At 60.7% G+C, this 17133-nt stretch carries 16 protein-coding genes; 7 read left to right on the forward strand and 9 right to left on the reverse strand.

The window, feature by feature from the left end; all coding sequences use genetic code 11:
- Positions 1 to 27 precede the first annotated feature (27 nt).
- Together glgX and QDY28_RS11140 are read left to right on the forward strand one after the other, a co-directional pair.
- Complete coding sequence (glgX, locus tag QDY28_RS11135; RefSeq protein WP_331381734.1) at positions 28 to 2001, forward strand: glycogen debranching protein GlgX; 1974 nt, start codon at positions 28 to 30, stop codon at positions 1999 to 2001.
- A 68-nt stretch (positions 2002 to 2069) separates the two neighbouring features.
- Positions 2070 to 2555 carry a MaoC family dehydratase gene (locus tag QDY28_RS11140; RefSeq protein WP_331381735.1) on the forward strand — a complete coding sequence of 162 codons (486 nt, stop codon included), beginning with the start codon at positions 2070 to 2072 and terminating at the stop codon, positions 2553 to 2555.
- A 103-nt stretch (positions 2556 to 2658) separates the two neighbouring features.
- Here QDY28_RS11140 and QDY28_RS11145 read toward each other — a convergent pair whose 3' ends face one another.
- The 4 genes from QDY28_RS11145 to QDY28_RS11160 form a co-directional block, all read right to left on the reverse strand.
- Positions 2659 to 3219 carry a sarcosine oxidase subunit gamma gene (locus QDY28_RS11145; RefSeq protein WP_331381736.1) on the reverse strand — a complete coding sequence of 187 codons (561 nt, stop codon included), beginning with the start codon at positions 3217 to 3219 and terminating at the stop codon, positions 2659 to 2661.
- The gene (locus QDY28_RS11150; RefSeq protein WP_331381737.1) at positions 3212 to 6208 is read right to left on the reverse strand and encodes a sarcosine oxidase subunit alpha; all 2997 of its coding nucleotides are present in this window, start codon (positions 6206 to 6208) and stop codon (positions 3212 to 3214) included. Before QDY28_RS11150 ends, QDY28_RS11145 begins: the two co-directional genes overlap by 8 nt.
- A complete protein-coding gene (locus tag QDY28_RS11155) occupies positions 6205 to 6600 on the reverse strand; it encodes a sarcosine oxidase subunit delta (protein ID WP_331381738.1) in 396 nt (131 codons plus the stop codon). The genes QDY28_RS11150 and QDY28_RS11155 overlap by 4 nt, the downstream gene beginning before the upstream one ends.
- A gap of 118 nt (positions 6601 to 6718) precedes the next feature.
- The gene (locus tag QDY28_RS11160; protein WP_331381739.1) at positions 6719 to 7972 is read right to left on the reverse strand and encodes a sarcosine oxidase subunit beta family protein; all 1254 of its coding nucleotides are present in this window, start codon (positions 7970 to 7972) and stop codon (positions 6719 to 6721) included.
- Between the two features lie 448 nt (positions 7973 to 8420).
- Here QDY28_RS11160 and rpsU point away from each other — a divergent pair, with 448 nt between their 5' ends.
- The 5 genes from rpsU to QDY28_RS11185 all read left to right on the forward strand — a co-directional run bounded on the left by rpsU (position 8421) and on the right by QDY28_RS11185 (position 13315).
- A complete protein-coding gene (gene rpsU / locus QDY28_RS11165) occupies positions 8421 to 8633 on the forward strand; it encodes a 30S ribosomal protein S21 (protein WP_003585885.1) in 213 nt (70 codons plus the stop codon).
- A 137-nt stretch (positions 8634 to 8770) separates the two neighbouring features.
- Positions 8771 to 9646 (forward strand): tetratricopeptide repeat protein, encoded by an 876-nt coding sequence (locus QDY28_RS11170; RefSeq protein ID WP_331381740.1) that lies wholly within the window; start codon positions 8771 to 8773, stop codon positions 9644 to 9646.
- Positions 9647 to 9798: 152 nt separating this feature from the next.
- Positions 9799 to 10881 carry an NAD(P)/FAD-dependent oxidoreductase gene (locus tag QDY28_RS11175; RefSeq protein ID WP_331381741.1) on the forward strand — a complete coding sequence of 361 codons (1083 nt, stop codon included), beginning with the start codon at positions 9799 to 9801 and terminating at the stop codon, positions 10879 to 10881.
- A 214-nt stretch (positions 10882 to 11095) separates the two neighbouring features.
- Entirely contained in the window at positions 11096 to 12757 is a 1662-nt protein-coding gene (locus QDY28_RS11180; protein WP_331381742.1) for a sensor histidine kinase, read from the forward strand.
- Positions 12758 to 12832: 75 nt separating this feature from the next.
- Entirely contained in the window at positions 12833 to 13315 is a 483-nt protein-coding gene (locus QDY28_RS11185) for a DUF992 domain-containing protein (protein WP_331381743.1), read from the forward strand.
- Between the two features lie 8 nt (positions 13316 to 13323).
- Here the strand turns inward: QDY28_RS11185 and QDY28_RS11190 are convergent, their stop codons facing one another.
- From QDY28_RS11190 to QDY28_RS11210, 5 genes are all read right to left on the reverse strand, one after another.
- The gene (locus QDY28_RS11190; protein ID WP_331381744.1) at positions 13324 to 13767 is read right to left on the reverse strand and encodes a hypothetical protein; all 444 of its coding nucleotides are present in this window, start codon (positions 13765 to 13767) and stop codon (positions 13324 to 13326) included.
- A complete protein-coding gene (locus tag QDY28_RS11195; protein WP_331381745.1) occupies positions 13764 to 14018 on the reverse strand; it encodes a hypothetical protein in 255 nt (84 codons plus the stop codon). The genes QDY28_RS11190 and QDY28_RS11195 overlap by 4 nt, the downstream gene beginning before the upstream one ends.
- A 71-nt stretch (positions 14019 to 14089) precedes the next feature.
- Positions 14090 to 15484 carry an NAD(P)(+) transhydrogenase (Re/Si-specific) subunit beta gene (locus QDY28_RS11200; protein ID WP_331381943.1) on the reverse strand — a complete coding sequence of 465 codons (1395 nt, stop codon included), beginning with the start codon at positions 15482 to 15484 and terminating at the stop codon, positions 14090 to 14092.
- 10 nt (positions 15485 to 15494) lie between these two features.
- Positions 15495 to 15893 (reverse strand): NAD(P) transhydrogenase subunit alpha, encoded by a 399-nt coding sequence (locus tag QDY28_RS11205; protein ID WP_331381746.1) that lies wholly within the window; start codon positions 15891 to 15893, stop codon positions 15495 to 15497.
- Positions 15894 to 17057, reverse strand: a complete 1164-nt coding sequence (locus tag QDY28_RS11210) for a Re/Si-specific NAD(P)(+) transhydrogenase subunit alpha (RefSeq protein WP_331381747.1) — start codon at positions 17055 to 17057, stop codon at positions 15894 to 15896. It abuts the gene before it with no gap.
- Between the last annotated feature and the right edge of the window lie 76 nt (positions 17058 to 17133).

Genomic DNA, 17133 nt, shown 5'->3' on the forward strand with positions numbered 1-17133 from the left:
CCTCTAGCCATCCGGAAAGCCCGAGAGATGTCCGAGCCGACAACCCGCCGCCTGGGCGCAACCCTGACCGAGACGGGCGTCGAATTTATTGTCCTGTCCAAACATGCCGAGCGCATAGAGCTCTGCCTGTTCGACGCCGAAGGCCACAAGGAGATCGCGCGTCTGCCGCTCACCCGCGAGGGCGACGAGCATCGTCTTTTTATGAAGGAGGCCAAGGAAGGCACGCGTTACGGCTTTCGCGCTTTTGGTTCATACGATCCGGATCAGGGCCTGTGGTTCGATCCGTCGAAGCTGCTTGTCGATCCCTATGCCAAAGAAATCGACAGGCCCTTCCGCTACGATCCACGCCTTGGCACATTCGGCGAGGATACGAAGGATCTGGTGCCGAAGGCGATCGTCTCGCGCGACATACCAGTGAAGCCGGCCAAACCATTGTTCAAGCCGGGCGGCCTGATTTACGAAATCGCCGTCAAACCTTTCACCATACTGCATCCGGACGTGCCGGCAAAGCAGCGCGGCACGCTGGGCGCCCTCGCCCATCCGGCCATCATCGCCCATCTCAAGCGGCTGCATGTCGACGCCGTAGAGCTGATGCCGATCGCCGCATGGATTGACGAACGGCACCTGCCGCCACTCGGCCTCACCAATGGCTGGGGCTACAATCCCGTCGCCTTCATGGCCCTCGATCCCCGCCTCGCGCCCGGTGGTGTCAAGGAATTGCGCGAGACGGTGGCAGCGCTGCATGCGGAGGGCATCGGCGTCATCCTCGATCTCGTCTTCAATCACACCGGCGAGAGCGACCGCTATGGCTCGACGCTGTCATTGCGTGGCTTCGACAATCCCGTATATTTCCACCATGACCCGAACCAGCCAGTTATGCTGATCAACGACACCGGCACCGGCAATACGGTTGCCTGCGATCAGCCGGCGACACGCCAGCTCATCATCGACAGCCTGCGCCATTTCGTGCTCCACGCCGGCATTGACGGCTTCCGTTTCGATCTGGCCACCGTGCTCGGCCGCACCGCCAAGGGTTTCGACCCAGAAAGCCTCACGCTGCGCTCCCTCTTTGCCGATGAGGTCCTTCAGGATCGCATCATGATTGCCGAACCCTGGGACATCGGTCCTGGCGGCTACCAACTCGGCAATTTTCCGGCGCCCTTCCTCGAATGGAACGATCGCGCCCGCGACGATCTGCGCTGCTTCTGGCGCGGCGATGACCACAAGATCGGCGATATCGCCACCATCTTTGCCGGCTCTTCCTCCGCTTTCGGCCGCGACGGCCGCACCCAGACCCGCAGCGTCAATTTCCTCGCGGCCCATGACGGCTTTACCCTGATGGACATCGTCTCCTACGCACACAAGCACAATGAGGCGAACGGCGAACACAATCGCGATGGCCATAACGAAAATTTCTCCTGGAACAACGGCGTCGAGGGCAAGACGGACGATCCGAACATCCTCGGCAAACGCCGCACCGACATCGAAGCGCTGCTGTCGACGCTCTTTTCCACGCGCGGCACGATCATGCTGACGGCCGGCGACGAAGGCGGACGCACCCAGCGCGGCAACAACAACGCCTATTGCCAGGACAACGACATCACGTGGATGGACTGGGCGACGCTGGACGAAGAGCTGATTGGCCATACCGCCTGGCTCGCAAGCCTCCGCCGCCGCTTTAGCGCCTTCAGCGAGATGGAATTTTTCAACGGCAACGGCGATGTCCTCTGGTTCTCTGCGAAGGGCACGGCAATGACCGTACCCGACTGGGAGACGCCGGATGCGAGCGTGCTCGGTATGGCGATCGGCACGCAGGACCGCGGCAGCGGCAAAAAGACCCGTCTCGCCGTGCTGCTGAACCGCACGAGAGAGGAACAACGCATCAAGCTGCCGGACTCAGGCAAAGCCGGCTGGTCGCTGCTGAACCCGAAGGAAACGACGACGGTTCAAGACGAGATCACCGTGCCGGCGCGTTCGGTCTGTTTCCTCATCGAAAACTGAGCCCGTTGACTTTCCGGTTTTATTCACCAGAAAGGTCGCAAGAAGCAGCAAAACCTGACGAGGATGAAATGCCCGGCGATATTTCGCTTGTTGAGATCATGAAGCTTGTCGGAACCGAGATCGGCGTTTCCGACTGGATCACGGTCGACCAGACGATGATTGATACTTTCGCCGACGCGACGCTCGACCACCAGTTCATCCATGTCGATCCCGAGCGCGCCAGGGCGGAAACGCCCTATGGCGGCACCATCGCCCACGGCTTTCTGACGCTCTCCCTGCTTTCGGCGATGAACTACAGCGGCCTGCCGAAAATTCGCGAGCAGACGATGGGCATCAACTACGGCTTCGAAAAGGTCCGCTTCATGTCGCCGGTCAAATGCGGCGCACGGGTGCGCGGCCATTTCGTGCTCGCCGAAACCCGGCTGCGCGGCGCCAACATGCTGATGCTGACCTATGACATCAGCGTCGAAATCGAGAACGAGCGCAAACCGGCCCTGACCGCGACCTGGACAACCATTTCACAGTTCGACCCGAAGGATCGGCCGGAAGCGTAAAGCCTCTTTCCACCTTCACCCCAACAGGGTCCGAAGGTCTTCCGCTTGCTGCGCTCGAAGCTATCGCTTTTCGCCCCTCGTCCCGCCTATTGGCGCCTTCTCCTCAAGGAGAAAAGGTATTTTGCGCATCCTCCGCGCCTTCGGCCAACAAACCGAAGGCGTAGTCGGAGAAGGAACGCCAGACTTCGAGGCGGAACGTCTCGTCATCAAGGCGGAGCAGCACGACTTCCGCCTTGCCGAACAGCGTGCGCGAGCAGCCCCCAACCGGGAAAACCTGCAGCGACAGATCCTGCGGGCAACCGGCGGCGAGGGTCGCTTCCGCGCCCGGGCCGGAAACGATGATCGCCGTGTTTCGGTGAGAGACATCGGCAGCCGAATGTAGAACGCCGGCGGAAGCGGCGAGGCGGACAAGGTCCGTGCCGTTCTCGTCGATGACCAGCCATTCGTCCGGTCCCAGCCACAAAGCATAGCGGCTATCGCTGCGGGCCGATGTCTTCGGCCGGCGCGGCAGGCTGAAACCGAGCACTGACGAGAGACCGTCGAGCGACTCCGCCGGTGCGCGCAGCGAAATACGGCTTGCGGGTACCGCGGGCGTCAGCCGGACTGTGGAGGAGCCGCCGTGGCGGCCGGCGAGCGGCAGTTTACGGGTTGCAACATCAGCCATTGATCCGGCCTCCTTCCTTGTCAAAGAACACCAGATCCGTCACTTCGACGGCAATTGTCTTATCGGGCATCGGCACGTAAAGCGTCTTGCCCATGCGCTCGCGCCCGCCGGCGACCAGCGCGAAGGCTATGGAGCGGCCAAGATTTTCCGACCAATAGGCCGAGGTGACATGGCCGAGCATGGTCATCGGCTTCGGCTCGTTCGGATCGGCGACGATCTGCGCGCCTTCCTCCAGCACCACCTTCGGATCGCGGGTAACGAGACCAACGAGCTGCTTGCGGCCTTCCTTGACGAGATCCGGCCGCTTCAGGCCGCGAATGCCGACAAAGTCCGTCTTCTTCTTCGAAACCGCCCAGGAAAGCCCGGCGTCATCAGGCGTCACCGTGCCGTCGGTATCCTGGCCGACAATGATGTAGCCCTTTTCTGCGCGCAGCACGTGCATGGTCTCGGTGCCGTAGGCGCAGGCGCCCATCGGCTCGGCCCGGGCCCAGACGGCTTCGAGCACCGACTGCCCGTAGTCCGCAGGCACGTTGATTTCGTAGCCGACTTCGCCCGTGAAGGAGACGCGGAACAGCCGGGCGGGCACGCCGCAGACCTTGCACTCGGCCACGCTCATATGCGGGAAGGCCTCGTCGGAAAGATCCTGCCCCTCGACCAGCGGCTCGACGATTTCACGCGCCTTCGGTCCCTGCACGGCGATAACAGCCCACTGCTCGGTGGTGGACGTCAGCCATACTTTGAGATGCGGGAACTCCGTCTGCAGATAGTCTTCCATGTGTTGCAGCACGCGCGGCGCACCACCGGTGGTGGTCGTCACATGGAACCGGTCGTCCGCCAGACGGCCGACGACGCCGTCGTCATAAACGAAGCCGTCCTCGCGCGTCATGATGCCGTAGCGGCAGCGGCCGGGCTTCAGCGTATCCCAGGCATTGGTGTAGAGCAGGTTCAGGAACTGCGCCGCATCCGGCCCGACCACTTCGATCTTGCCGAGCGTCGAGGCGTCGAATACGCCAGCCACTTCGCGTGCCGTTTTGCATTCGCGATTGACAGCCTGGTGCATCGTCTCACCGGCGCGCGGATAGAACCAGGCGCGTTTCCAGTTGCCGACATCCTCGAATATGGCGCCATGCGCCTCTTCCCAGGCATGCATCGGCGTCTTGCGGGCGGGGTCGAAGAGCGATCCGCGCGAATGGCTGATCAGCGTGCCGTAGGTCACCGGCGTATAAGGCGCGCGGAACGTTGTAAGGCCGACCTTCGGGATGTCTTTGTTGAGCATTTCCGCGGCAATTGCCAGGCCATGCATGTTGGAGAGCTTGCCCTGGTCGGAGGCCATACCGTTGGTGGTGAAGCGCTTGATATGTTCGATGGAATGCATGCCCTCGCGCACGGCAAGGCGAATATCCTTGGCGCAGACGTCGTGCTGGAAATCGACGAAAGCCTTGGCATTGGTATCGGGTCCCGCCCCCTCGGCCGCACCGATCATGCCGCCGGTCCATTCGAAGTCCTGTTCGGCCTGCAGCAGGATCTTCCCGCCCTCGCCGCTTGCTCCCGCAGCCCGCGCCATTAATTCGCCGGCGGCAAGCGATTCCTCGATCGCCGCCTGCAGCCCGTCCGTGCCATTGCAAGCACCGACGGAAAGACAATCCTGAACATAGGTGCCCGGCAGGAAACGCTGCTTCTCCGTATCGAATTTCAGCTTGCCGCGCGATTGCGAGAACAGATGCACCGAGGGCGTCCAGCCGGCGGATACGAGCAGCGCATCGATCGCGATCTTGCGCGAGCCCCTGCTGCCATTGCGCGCCACCGTCATCGAGGCGATGCGGAGCTTGCCGGAGGTGTCGATAACGGCATAGTCGGTCAGCACCTCGATGCCGAGCCGCTTCGCCTCGGCAAGCACAGCCTCACCGGGACGCGCGCGGCTGTCGACGATCGCCGCGACGGAGACGCCGGCGCGCTTCAGGTCGAAGGCGGCTTCATAAGCAGAGTCATGGGCCGTGTAGACGCCGATCCTGGCACCGACGGCAACACCGTAATGATTGAGATAGGTGCGCGCCGCAGATGCCAGCATGATGCCCGGGCGGTCATTGTTCGGGAACACCATGTGCCGTTCGATCGCACCCGTCGCCATGATGACGCGCTTGGCGCGGACCTGCCACAGGCGCTCGCGCGGCAGATGCCGGCCTGGCCTTGCGAGATGATCGGTGACACGCTCGGCGAGACCGATGAAATTGTGGTTGTAATAGCCGAACGCCGTCGTGCGGGTCAGCACTTCGACATTGTCCATCGACTTGAGCTTGGCGGCGACATCCTGAGCCCAGTCATAGCCCTGGACACCGTCGATCTTGACGCTGGCATCGAAGCGCAGCGCCCCGCCCGCTTCCGACTGTTCGTCGCAGAGGATGACTTTGGCGCCTGTCTCGGCTGCTGCGAGTGCGGCGGAAAGACCGGCAATGCCGGCTCCGACCACTAGCACGTCGCAATGCGCGTAGCGGCCGGCATAGTGATCCGGATCCTCCTCCGTCGGCGCAACGCCGAGACCGGCGGCGCGGCGAATGAAAGGCTCGTAGATGCTCTTCCAGGCGGCCTTCGGCCACATGAAGGTCTTGTAGTAGAAACCCGCGGCGAAGAAGGGCGACATGAGATTGTTGACGCCGCCGACATCGAAGGCGAGAGACGGCCAGCGATTCTGCGACTGCGCCTTCATGCCGTCGAAGACCTCCTGGACGCTGGCGCGCACGTTCGGCTGGCGGCGCGCGGAATCGCGGGAGATGTCGAGCAGTGCATTCGGCTCTTCCGCGCCGGCCGACAGGATGCCGCGCGGACGGTGATACTTGAACGAGCGGCCGACGAGATGAATGCCGTTGGCTAACAGCGCCGAAGCGACGGTGTCGCCCTCGAGCGCCGTGTAGCTTTTGCCGTCGAAGGTGAAGCGAGCGGTTCTGGCCGGCGTCAGACGGCCCTTGCCCGCAATACGGTTGGCGCCGCTCATTTCGCAAATCCCTCTTCTTGTGGTGCTTGTTCTTGTGGTGCTTGTTCTTGTGCCGGTTGTTCTTGCAGTTTGTGCTCTTGCACCACCGGCTCAGGGGCCGCGGGCAGCAGCGTCGAAATATCCGGCTTCGGCTCGCCGGCCTTGTAAGTCTTGTAAAAGCGGTCGCTCACCGTGTCGCGCGCAGCGTTGAAGAAGCGCCCGCAACCGTGGATATGCCGCCAGCGCTCGAAGATCAGACCCTTCGGATTGTCGCGCAGGAAGAAATATTCCTCGAATTCCTCATCCGAGATTTGGGCAATATTGGCCGGCCGCACAATATGCGCGTCGCCGGCGTTGCGGAATTCGAGTTCCGAACGCTCTTCCTCGCAATAGGGGCAGTAAATCAGCAGCATCGTTTTCTACCTGTGTTAAAGCTCGGAGCCGGAGATATTTGTCCCGGCAGGCTGGGCGCAGAACCGGCCCGGAAACGGGACCCTGTCACAACAGCTATCCCGAGAACCGTTGCCAGCATCAATGCGCCACGGCGGCCGCTGCCGCCTCGTCGATCAAACGACCGGTGCGGAAGCGTTCCAGATTCAGCCCGGCATTGAACCGATGCGGCTCATCGCGGGCGATGAGATGGGCGAAGAGATTGGCCGAACCCGGCGTCGCCTTGAAACCGCCCGTGCCCCAGCCGCAATTGACATAGAGCCCCGGCACCGGCGTCTTCGACTGGATCGCCGAACGATCCGGCGTGTTGTCGACGATACCGCCCCAGGAGCGCATCATCTTGACGCGACGGAACATCGGGAAGAGCTCGCAGATCGCATCCAGCGTATGGGTGATGATCTGCAGGCCGCCGGTCTGGCTATAGGAATTATACTGGTCGGTACCGGCGCCGATCACGAGTTCGCCCTTGTCGGACTGTGAAATATAGGCATGCACCGTGTTCGACATGACGACGCAGGGGAAGATCGGCTTCAGCGGCTCGGAAACCAGCGCCTGCAGCGGGCTCGACTGCAGCGGCACGCGGACGCCGGCCATCTGCATGACGACCGTCGTGTGCCCGGCGGCGGAAACACCGATCTTCTTGGCGGCAATAAAGCCCTTGGTCGTGTCGACACCGGTGACGCGGCCATCCGGTCCGCGACGAATGCCGGTCACTTCGCAATTCTGGATGATGTGCACGCCACGATCCGAGGCAGCACGGGCAAAGCCCCAGGCGACCGCATCGTGACGGGCCGTGCCGCCGCGCCGCTGCAGGGCGGCACCATTGATCGGGTAGCGCGCCGTCTTCGAAATATCGAGCGGCGGACAGTAGGCCTTGGCCTGCTCCGGCGTCAGCCATTCATTGTCGATGCCATAGAGGCGGTTGGCATGGATATGCCGCTTGAAGGACTGCTGATCGTGGATATTGTGCGACAGCATCATCACGCCGCGCGGCGAATACATGACATTGTAATTGAGATCCTGAGAAAGCCCCTCCCAGAGCTTCATGGAATGCTCATAGATGTGCATGCTCTCTTCGTAGAGATAGTTCGAGCGGATGATCGTCGTGTTGCGGCCCGTATTGCCGCCGCCGAGCCAGCCCTTCTCGATAACGGCGACATTGGTGATGCCGTGCTCCTTGGCAAGATAGTAGGCTGCACCGAGGCCATGACCGCCAGCGCCGACGATGATGACGTCATACTCCTTGCGCGGCTCAGGCGAGGTCCATTGAGCCTCCCAGCCCTTGTGAGCCCGCATCGCTTCCCTTGCCACGGCAAAAACCGAGTATTTACGCATTCGCCCTCAACTCCTTCAGGCAAGACGCCCTTTTCTGGGCCATACAAATCGCAAATCAAAAACCGACACAACGGCTCTTTTGCGACGCATTCACGACCGGCTTTCGACACGGTTAAAAAGAATAATAAAACCGCCGCCGCATTCCATAGGATTCTCGGATGATTTCGCCGTCAGCTATGGATGTGGAGGAACAAGCGCCGGGTCTCCGAGGGGACATTCTTGCCGGCTCGCGTCCCCGCCTGCTACGCGGGTGCGGCGGCGCCGTCTCAATTCACGCTCGACAAACTGCTTTTTCCTCTGCAAACTCACGATCTGGCTAGACTTTGACAAACCGATCTGCTATCCCGCCTTACCAATCGCAAGGCTGCGGCCGCGCGAACGTTATTGTTTTGCCTCCTGGCGCTGCAGTCGCCGCTGGCATCAACCAAACCAAAGGAACGTGATTCTCGTGCAGGTACTTGTCCGCGATAACAATGTCGATCAGGCTCTCCGCGCTCTCAAGAAGAAGATGCAGCGCGAAGGTATTTTCCGCGAAATGAAGATGCGCGACTATTACGAAAAGCCGTCGCAGAAGCGTGCTCGCGAGAAGGCAGAAGCTGTTCGCCGTGTTCGCAAGCTGGCGCGCAAGCGTGCACAGCGCGAAGGTCTGGTCGCACGCTAATCGTCGTTTTTTCGACGTTTTCAGATGCATGTCTGGCGGGGGCGAGTCGTTCGCCGCCGCCTTTTTGATTTATTGTCCGGGCAAACGGAATTAATCAAAACAGCCTGATATAACGCATGGGGAAAGCGAACCCGATAATGGCAATCACGACGTCCAAACAGTTCCGCTCTTCGAAACTGTCTGTTTTTGTTTTGAAGCGCGCTACTGCCTTGCCCGCTTTGGCTCTTCTCACTGCAATCGGCCTTTCCGGCTGCCAGACCGCCTCCACCGATACGGTGATCCGCATCGACAAGGCGCAGGGCTCTTCGGAAAACATCGCCTCGCTGACTTCGGTCATCAATGCCAATCCACAGGATCCGGAAGGCTATAACGTCCGCGGCACGGCCTATGGCCGCGGTGGCGAATTCAGCCGTGCCCTTGCGGACTTCAACCAGGCAATCCAGCTCAATCCGAAGTTCTATCAGGCCTACGCCAACCGCGCGCTCATCTATCGCAATATGGGCAAGCTGCCGGAAGCGGTCGCCGACTATAACGCCGCGCTGCAGATCAATCCCAATTATGATGTCGCCTATATCGGCCGCGGCAATCTCTACCGCCAGTCCGGCCGTGACAACGATGCTTTCAGCGACTACTCCAAGGCAATCAGCCTCGGCACGACGGACGGCCGCGCCTATAACGGCCGCGGCGTAATCTATCAGAAGCGTAATCAGCAGGATAAGGCGATCGACGACTTCTCCAAGGCAATCTCGCTGTCGCCGAACTCGCCCGAGCCCTATAACAGCCGCGGCATCTCCTATCTCGCGCAGAACGACGACGACAACGCGTTTGCCGATTTCAACCACGCGATCGACCTTAACAACAAGGTCGCCGAATCCTGGGCCAACCAGGCTTTCGTGTATGAGCGTCGGGGCGACAAGGCGAAAGCCCGCCGTTCCTATCAGCACGCCGTTAATCTCGATCCGAGCTACCAGCCGGCCAAGGATGGCCTGGCGCGTGTCGGAGCCGGCGCCTAAAATATTTGCAGGAAAAGCGCATGGCGCTTTTTCTGCCACAATTGCCAGAGAACAACAGTGGGCTGCCGCGCGATCACACGCCCGGCGGCTTTTCTTTGCGCTGTTGAACGCTTAGTCTCCCTCCGGCCCAACCTTCGGATAAGAGACACCGCATGCCTTCTCCCCAAGACATTATCGTCGTCGGCGCCGGCATCATCGGCGCTTCCATCGCCTGGCATTTGACGCGCAAGGGCGCATCCGTCACCGTGATCGCGGCAAAGGCCGGAGGCGAGGCAACGCCGAGTTCTTTCGCCTGGATCAATGCCAGTTGGGGCAATCCGGAATTCTATTTCCATTTCCGACGCCGCTCGATGGCAGAATGGTCGCGGCTGGCGACTGATCTTCCCGGCCTGCCGCTTTCCTGGTGCGGCGGGCTCTGCTGGGATCTACCGGAAGCCGAATTGGAGGCCTATGCCGCGCGGCAGCGCGGCTGGGGCTATGGCATAAAGCGGATCGATCGCGAAACAAGCGCTGCCCTCGAGCCCAATCTCGCCAATCCGCCCGCTTTTGCGCTTCACGTTGCCGAAGAAGGCGCCGTCGAACCGGTTGCCGCCGCCAATTTGCTGTTGGAGGACGCCGCCCGCCATGGCGCGACCCTGTCCTATGGCACGGCGGTCAAACGGCTCCTGCGGGAAAATGGCAGGATTACGGGCGTCGAAACGACGGGCGGAGTGCTGCTTTCCGATCATGTCGTTCTTGCCGCCGGCGCCGGCACCGCGGCACTCGCCGCATCCGTCGGCACCGATGTGCCCATCGAAACGCCGCCGGGCCTGATCGTTCATTCCCGTCCCAGCCTCCGATTGCTGAATGGCCTCGTTATGGCGCCTGAGTTGCACATGCGCCAGACGATGGAAGGCAGGGTCATTGCCGGCAGTGATTTCGGCGGTACCGATCCGGGCGAAAAGCCGCAAGAAGCCGCGGACGAACTTTTTGCCAAGGTCAAAGCCACGCTGCGTGGCGGCGACAAGCTCGAACTCGATTTTTATACGATCGGCTATCGTCCCACGCCGAAAGATGGCTTCCCGATCATCGGCGGCGTCGATGGCGCGCCCGGCCTTTATCTCGCGGTCCTGCATTCCGGCGTTACATTGGCGCCGCTCGTCGGATCGGTTGCGGCGGCGGAGATTGTCGGAGGCGATCCCGACCCTCAGCTTGCGCCATTTCGCCTGTCGCGATTCGCGCCCACAAGCGAATGACTGCTCAGCTTCAAAGTGTCTGGTATCACTTACGATTTAACGGCGGTGACTTTTCATATGTTGCAACGCAATTTACCGAGCCCTAACATGGCACTTTCGAGAGCATGCTGCTCGGGTAAAAGCATGGGGGCGCTCGACATGATGATCAAGACCGTTATTCCCCTTTCGGTGGACGCTTTTTATTCCTGTGGTGGTCCGATCGGTTGATCGCACCATGAGAAAGCCACGTTTCCCAAAGGCTTCCATTGGGGCTTATCTGATCGCCATAGCACTGGCGATTGCTTTGCCGATTCTCGCTTTCGTGGCATTGCTGCTGGTGCAGCTCGAGAACAACGAACGCGATGTTCTGAAGCGCGATACGGTTCAGGACGCCCAGGCTCTGGCGCGTACCATCGACCGGCAATTGCAGGACATGGCGACGACCCTGCGTCTGCTCTCATCCTCGCCGGAATTGGAGCGCAATGATATCGTCACTTTCTTCGACCGAACAGAGACGGTGCTGCGTACCGATTCGTTGTTCGTCCTGCTTTTGGACAAGGACGGTCAGATGCGGCTAAATACACGCTGGCCGCTCAGCAAGCCGCTCGGTAAGACCGGCAACCCGGCCGCCCTGCAATCGGCGCTGAATTCGGGCCGCATCGAGGCGTCGGACGTCTTTGTCGGATCGATCGTCCGCCGCTGGGTCTACAATGTCACCCTGCCGCTCGATCATTCGCCGGCCGGTGCGGCCCTCGCCATGACCCAGGATGCCGATGAACTCGCCAAGCTCGTGACGACCGATGCCCTCGCGCCGGGCTGGTCGGCGGCCGTCATCGATAGTTCCGGCCACATCGTTGCCGGCAGCGGCCCGGCCAATCATTCCCCCGGCGATCCGTTCAACAAGGATATTCTCCCGAAACTGATTGCCTCAAGCGGCGTCTATCAGGATGAGAAGGTCCTGCCGCACTCCCTGCTTGGTTATGCGCAAATTCCCGGCTGGTCGTGGAAAGCCGTTGTGTGGGGTCCTATTGCCCCGGCGCAGGCTTCGCTGATGAGCACTTGGCGCTTTCTGATCTATGGTGGCGTAACCCTGTTGTTGATCGCGCTGATCGCGGTCTACGCGCTGGCGCGCCAGGTGCGCACCACTATCCAGAACATCGCCGATATGGCAGACCGCATGGGGCGGGGCGAAATCGTCTCGCCGATCGAGACCAGTGTCATCGAGGCCAATCAGATGGCGATGGCACTTTCCAACGCATCCTTCGATCGCAGCGAAACGGAAGACCGGCTGCATTTCGTCATGCACGAGCTTGTTCACCGCACCAAGAATCTGCTTGCGCTCGCCCAGGCAATGACCCGCCAGCTCGCCCGGCAAACCGACAGTGTCGACACTTTTCAACGCGCCGTCGCCGACCGGCTGGAAGGGCTGGCACGCTCGATAGAGGTGCTGACCAGCGAACAATGGTCCGGCGTGTCGCTGCGCCGGGTGATCGATATTCATCTCGCCACCTTCCTTCAGGGACCGCAGCAACTCGACATAAGGGGCCGAGATTTCCTGCTGAAGCCGGAAGCCGTGCAGAACCTCGGCTTGATTCTGCACGAGCTGGCGACGAATTCGGTGAAATACGGCGCGCTCTCCGCTCCCGAAGGCAAGATCACCATCGAATGGACCGCCGCCGACGGCGAAATCGGGCAAATGCTTCGCTTCACCTGGACGGAAAGCGGCGGCCCGACTGTCAAGACGCCGACAATCACCGGCTTCGGCACGACCGTCACCAAGGCGCACGCGGCCGCCGCTTTCAGCGGCAGCGTCGAGATCGATTTCCGTGCGACAGGGCTCGTCTGGGTGCTGAACGCGCTGCGCAGCACCATGGAACGCGAGCGCGAGCGGACATAACTCGCCGCGCCCGGAACATTCAACCGATAGCAACCGTTCCAGCTTCGTCATTGGTCAATCCAGAGGAGAAAGACCATGCTGAAGCACGTTCTACTGGCCTCCGCAGCACTATCCGCCGCGGTATGGGCTGCCCCTGCAAATTCAGCGGACTACGCTACCCTCGGCACGCTCACCTGCACGTCGGAAGGTTCCACCGGTATGATCATCATGTCGCAGAAGAACCTGATGTGCACGTTTGAACCGAGCGGCGGCGGGCCGATTGCGCGTTATGCCGGCATGATCCAGAAATACGGCGTCGATCTCGGCATTACCGGCCGCAGCGTTATGATCTGGGCCGTACTTGCCAAAACCGGCACGCCATTCACCGACATCGCACTGGCCGGCGAATATTACGGCGTCGGCGCCGATGCCAGCGTCGCAGCCGGTGGCGGCGCCAAGGTCATTGCCGGCGGCACCAACAGGGCCTTTATGCTGCAACCTCTCAACGTTCAGGCCCAGGAAGGCGTAAATGTCGCCATTGGCGTTGAGAAGATGACGCTGGCACCTGCTTCCATTTGAGCAGCTTTCTATTGATCTCTTGGCGTGAATCGCAGTCTCAGCATTTTGCTTCTCGCCACGATGGCCGACCTTATCTGCTCGAAAAAAGCTTCGGGCAGAAATCCGTAGTCAACACGGCCGGATGCGTCCGGCCGTTCACGGAGATCATATCCCGGCCAGACAAATCGATTAAGCTCGGTGAGACGCACCCAGTGCCTCTCTCCATCGAGACCGAGTTTTTTGCAGATTTCCCTCGGAATTTCTAGGGATGCCGTTGGATCACCATCAGCAGGTTTGGAATGGGTTATTGGAACAACGACGGTTTGAACGAGAAAGCTATCTTTGATTTTCGCAGCTAATACGATCGCGCAAGGCCGATCCTTTGCTGCTTCGTAGATAGCTTGCTCGTGCTCACTGCTCCAGAGAAACGCATAACGGATGACAAGGCCCGGCGCCGGATCGGGATATTTCACTTCGGAACGACACCATATTGAGCATTCTCAATATCGGATATCGTTTCATCATCCAGTTCGCCGACGATCAGAACTTCACGCTCCCTGCGCTTCAGCAGCTCATAATGAGCGAGTTCACTGGCAGAGAGATAGCCACCAACCACACGGCCATGACTAGTGATCTCGATGACCTTGGCGGCAATCGCTTCATCTTGATATTTTGCGAAACTTCTCGAAAAATCTGTTGCGGAAACTCTCAAAACCTCAGCCATGCCAGTATCCTTCCTCTAATGTGTAAAATACGAATTTTACACATTTCGTCAAGGTTTGGCGAGCTGGATCACTACTCATTCATCGCCTTGACGATCTCCTCGGTGACCTTTTTGGCGTCACCGAGCAGCATCATCGTGCCGTCCTTGTAGAACAGCGTGTTGTCGATACCGGCATAGCCGGAGCCGAGCGAACGTTTGACGAAGAGGCAGGTCTTGGCCTTGTCGACGTCAAGGATCGGCATGCCGTAGATCGGCGACGTCTTGTCGTCGCGTGCAGCCGGATTGGTGACGTCGTTGGCGCCGATGACATAGGCGACATCGGCCTGGGCAAATTCAGAATTGATGTCTTCCAGCTCGAAGACTTCGTCATAGGGAACATTCGCCTCGGCCAGCAGCACGTTCATATGGCCCGGCATGCGGCCGGCGACGGGATGAATAGCGTATTTCACGTCGACGCCATTCGCCTTCAGCTTGTCCGCCATTTCGCGCAACGCATGCTGCGCCTGCGCCACTGCCATGCCATAGCCCGGCACGATGATGACTTTTGATGCATTGGCCATCAGATAAGCGGCATCTTCCGCCGAACCGAGTTTCACCGTCTTGTCGCTGTTATCGACGCCGCTAGAAGCCGTCTCCCCGCCGAAACCGCCGAGAATGACGGAGATGAAGGAGCGGTTCATGCCCTTGCACATGATATAGCTGAGGATCGCGCCCGATGAGCCGACCAAAGCGCCGGTGATGATCAGCGCCAGATTGCCGAGTGTGAAACCAATGCCAGCCGCGGCCCAGCCGGAATAGGAGTTCAGCATCGAGACAACGACCGGCATGTCAGCGCCGCCGATCGGCACGATCAGCAACACGCCAAGCGCCAGAGCTAGGGCGACGATTGCCCAAAAATGGAAGTGGCTTTCGCTGATTGCCAAGCCGACGATAAAGAACAGGATCAGCGCCAGCAGCACGGCGTTGATGATATGCCGGTTCGGCAGCAGGATCGGCTTGCCGGACATGCGGCCGTCGAGCTTCAGGAATGCGATGATCGAGCCGGTGAAGGTCAGCGCGCCGATCGCAACGCCGATCGCCATCTCGACGCGTGCCTCATGGTGGATCGAACCGATCGCGCCGATGCCAAAGGAGGACGGCGTATAGAGCGCCGCGGCGGCGACCAGCACGGCCGCCAGACCGACCAGCGAATGGAAACCGGCGACGAGTTGCGGCATCGAGGTCATCGGGATGACGCGGGCAATATAGGCCCCTGCCCCGCCGCCGATGGCGAGGCCGAGGATAATCAGCACGAAGCCGCCGAAGGAGGGTGTCGCGAGAACCAGCGTCGTCGCAATGGCGATACCCATGCCGATCATGCCGTAGAGATTGCCACGGCGGCTGGTGGCCGGATGCGACAGGCCGCGCAACGCCAGGATGAACAACACGCCGGAGACGAGATAGAGGAAGGCCGCGATATTGCTCAGCATGCCGCCCTCACTTGTCTTTCTTCTTGTACATCGCCAGCATGCGCTGGGTGACAAGGAAGCCGCCGACGATGTTGACCGAGACGAGCACCAGCGCCACGAAGCCGAAACCGGTGGCAAGCCCGCTGGCGGAAATGCCGACCGCCAGAAGCGCCCCGACGACGATGACCGAAGAAATCGCATTCGTCACGGCCATCAGCGGCGTATGCAAGGCGGGAGTGACCGACCACACGACGTAATAACCGACGAAGATTGCCAATGCGAAGATCGCCAGCTCGAATACGAAGGGATCGATCGCACCGCCCGAGGCAGCGCTGACGGATTCCGGCGCCTGCGCAGCAGCGGTCGTCACGGCGGTGACGGCGTCATTCAATTGCTGGAGCGCTTGATCCATTGCTTGGCTGGCCATCTACAGATCTCCCTTGTTGACCGTCGGCTGATCCGGGTCGACGAAATTCGGGTGTACGACTTCGCCGCCATCGGTCAGCATCGTCGCCTTGATCAGCTCATCGGCCCGGTTAAGCCCGAGGCTCTTGCTGTTCTTGTCGACCATCGTTTCCAGAAAGGTGACGAGGTTCTTGGCATAGAGAGCGGACGCGCTTGCCGGAATGCGGCCGGCCAGGTTGGGATATCCGATCACCTTGACCCCCTCTACATCGGCGACGGACCCGAATTCGACGCCTTCAATATTGCCGCCGCGTTCGACGGCGAGGTCGACGGCAACGGCACCGGGGCGCATCGCCTTCAGCATCTCGTGGCTGACAAGCCGCGGCGCCGGTCGTCCGGGAATCAAGGCCGTGGTGATGACGATATCCTGCTTGGAGATATGTTCGGCCACCAGCGCAGCCTGCTTGGCCTGATAGTCTTTCGACATCTCCTTGGCATAGCCGCCGGCCGTTTCCGCCGCCTTGAACTCTTCATCCTCGACGGCAATGAATTTGGCGCCGAGCGAGGCGACCTGCTCCTTGGCGGCAGGACGAACGTCCGTCGCCGACACCTGCGCGCCCAATCGTCTCGCTGTTGCGATCGCCTGCAGCCCGGCGACGCCGGCACCCATGACGAAGACCTTTGCCGCCGGCACGGTACCGGCTGCCGTCATCATCATCGGCAAGGCCCGGTCATAAACCGCGGCTGCCTCGATCACCGCCTGATAGCCGGCAAGATTGGCCTGCGATGACAATACGTCCATCGACTGCGCACGGGTGATGCGCGGCATCAGCTCCATGGCAAAGCCCGTCAGCCCGGCGCGCGCCATGTCGGCAAGCGCTGCTTCGTTGCCGTAGGGATCCATGATGGCGATAACGATCGCGCCACTCCTGTAACCGGCGATCTCTTCGCTGGTCGGCCGGCGCACTTTGAGAATGACATCGGCCCGGGCGGCATCCTGAGCGAAGCCGATACGCGCGCCGACAGCTTCGTATTCGCTATCCGGAATGCGCGACAGAACGCCGGCGCCGGCTTCGACCACGATGTCAAAGCCAAGGCCCTTCATTTTTTTCACCGTTTCGATGGACGCCGCGACACGCGCCTCATCAGCCACCGTCTCCTTGGCGACGAAAACCAGATTGCCCAACGATACCACCTCGCGTCAAACGACAGCGCCACTGGATGCAGCGGCGCAATAGCCTGCAGAATCAGGCTGGGATTCC

This window comes from Rhizobium sp. BR 362 (assembly GCF_036528765.1).
Classification (GTDB): domain Bacteria; phylum Pseudomonadota; class Alphaproteobacteria; order Rhizobiales; family Rhizobiaceae; genus Rhizobium.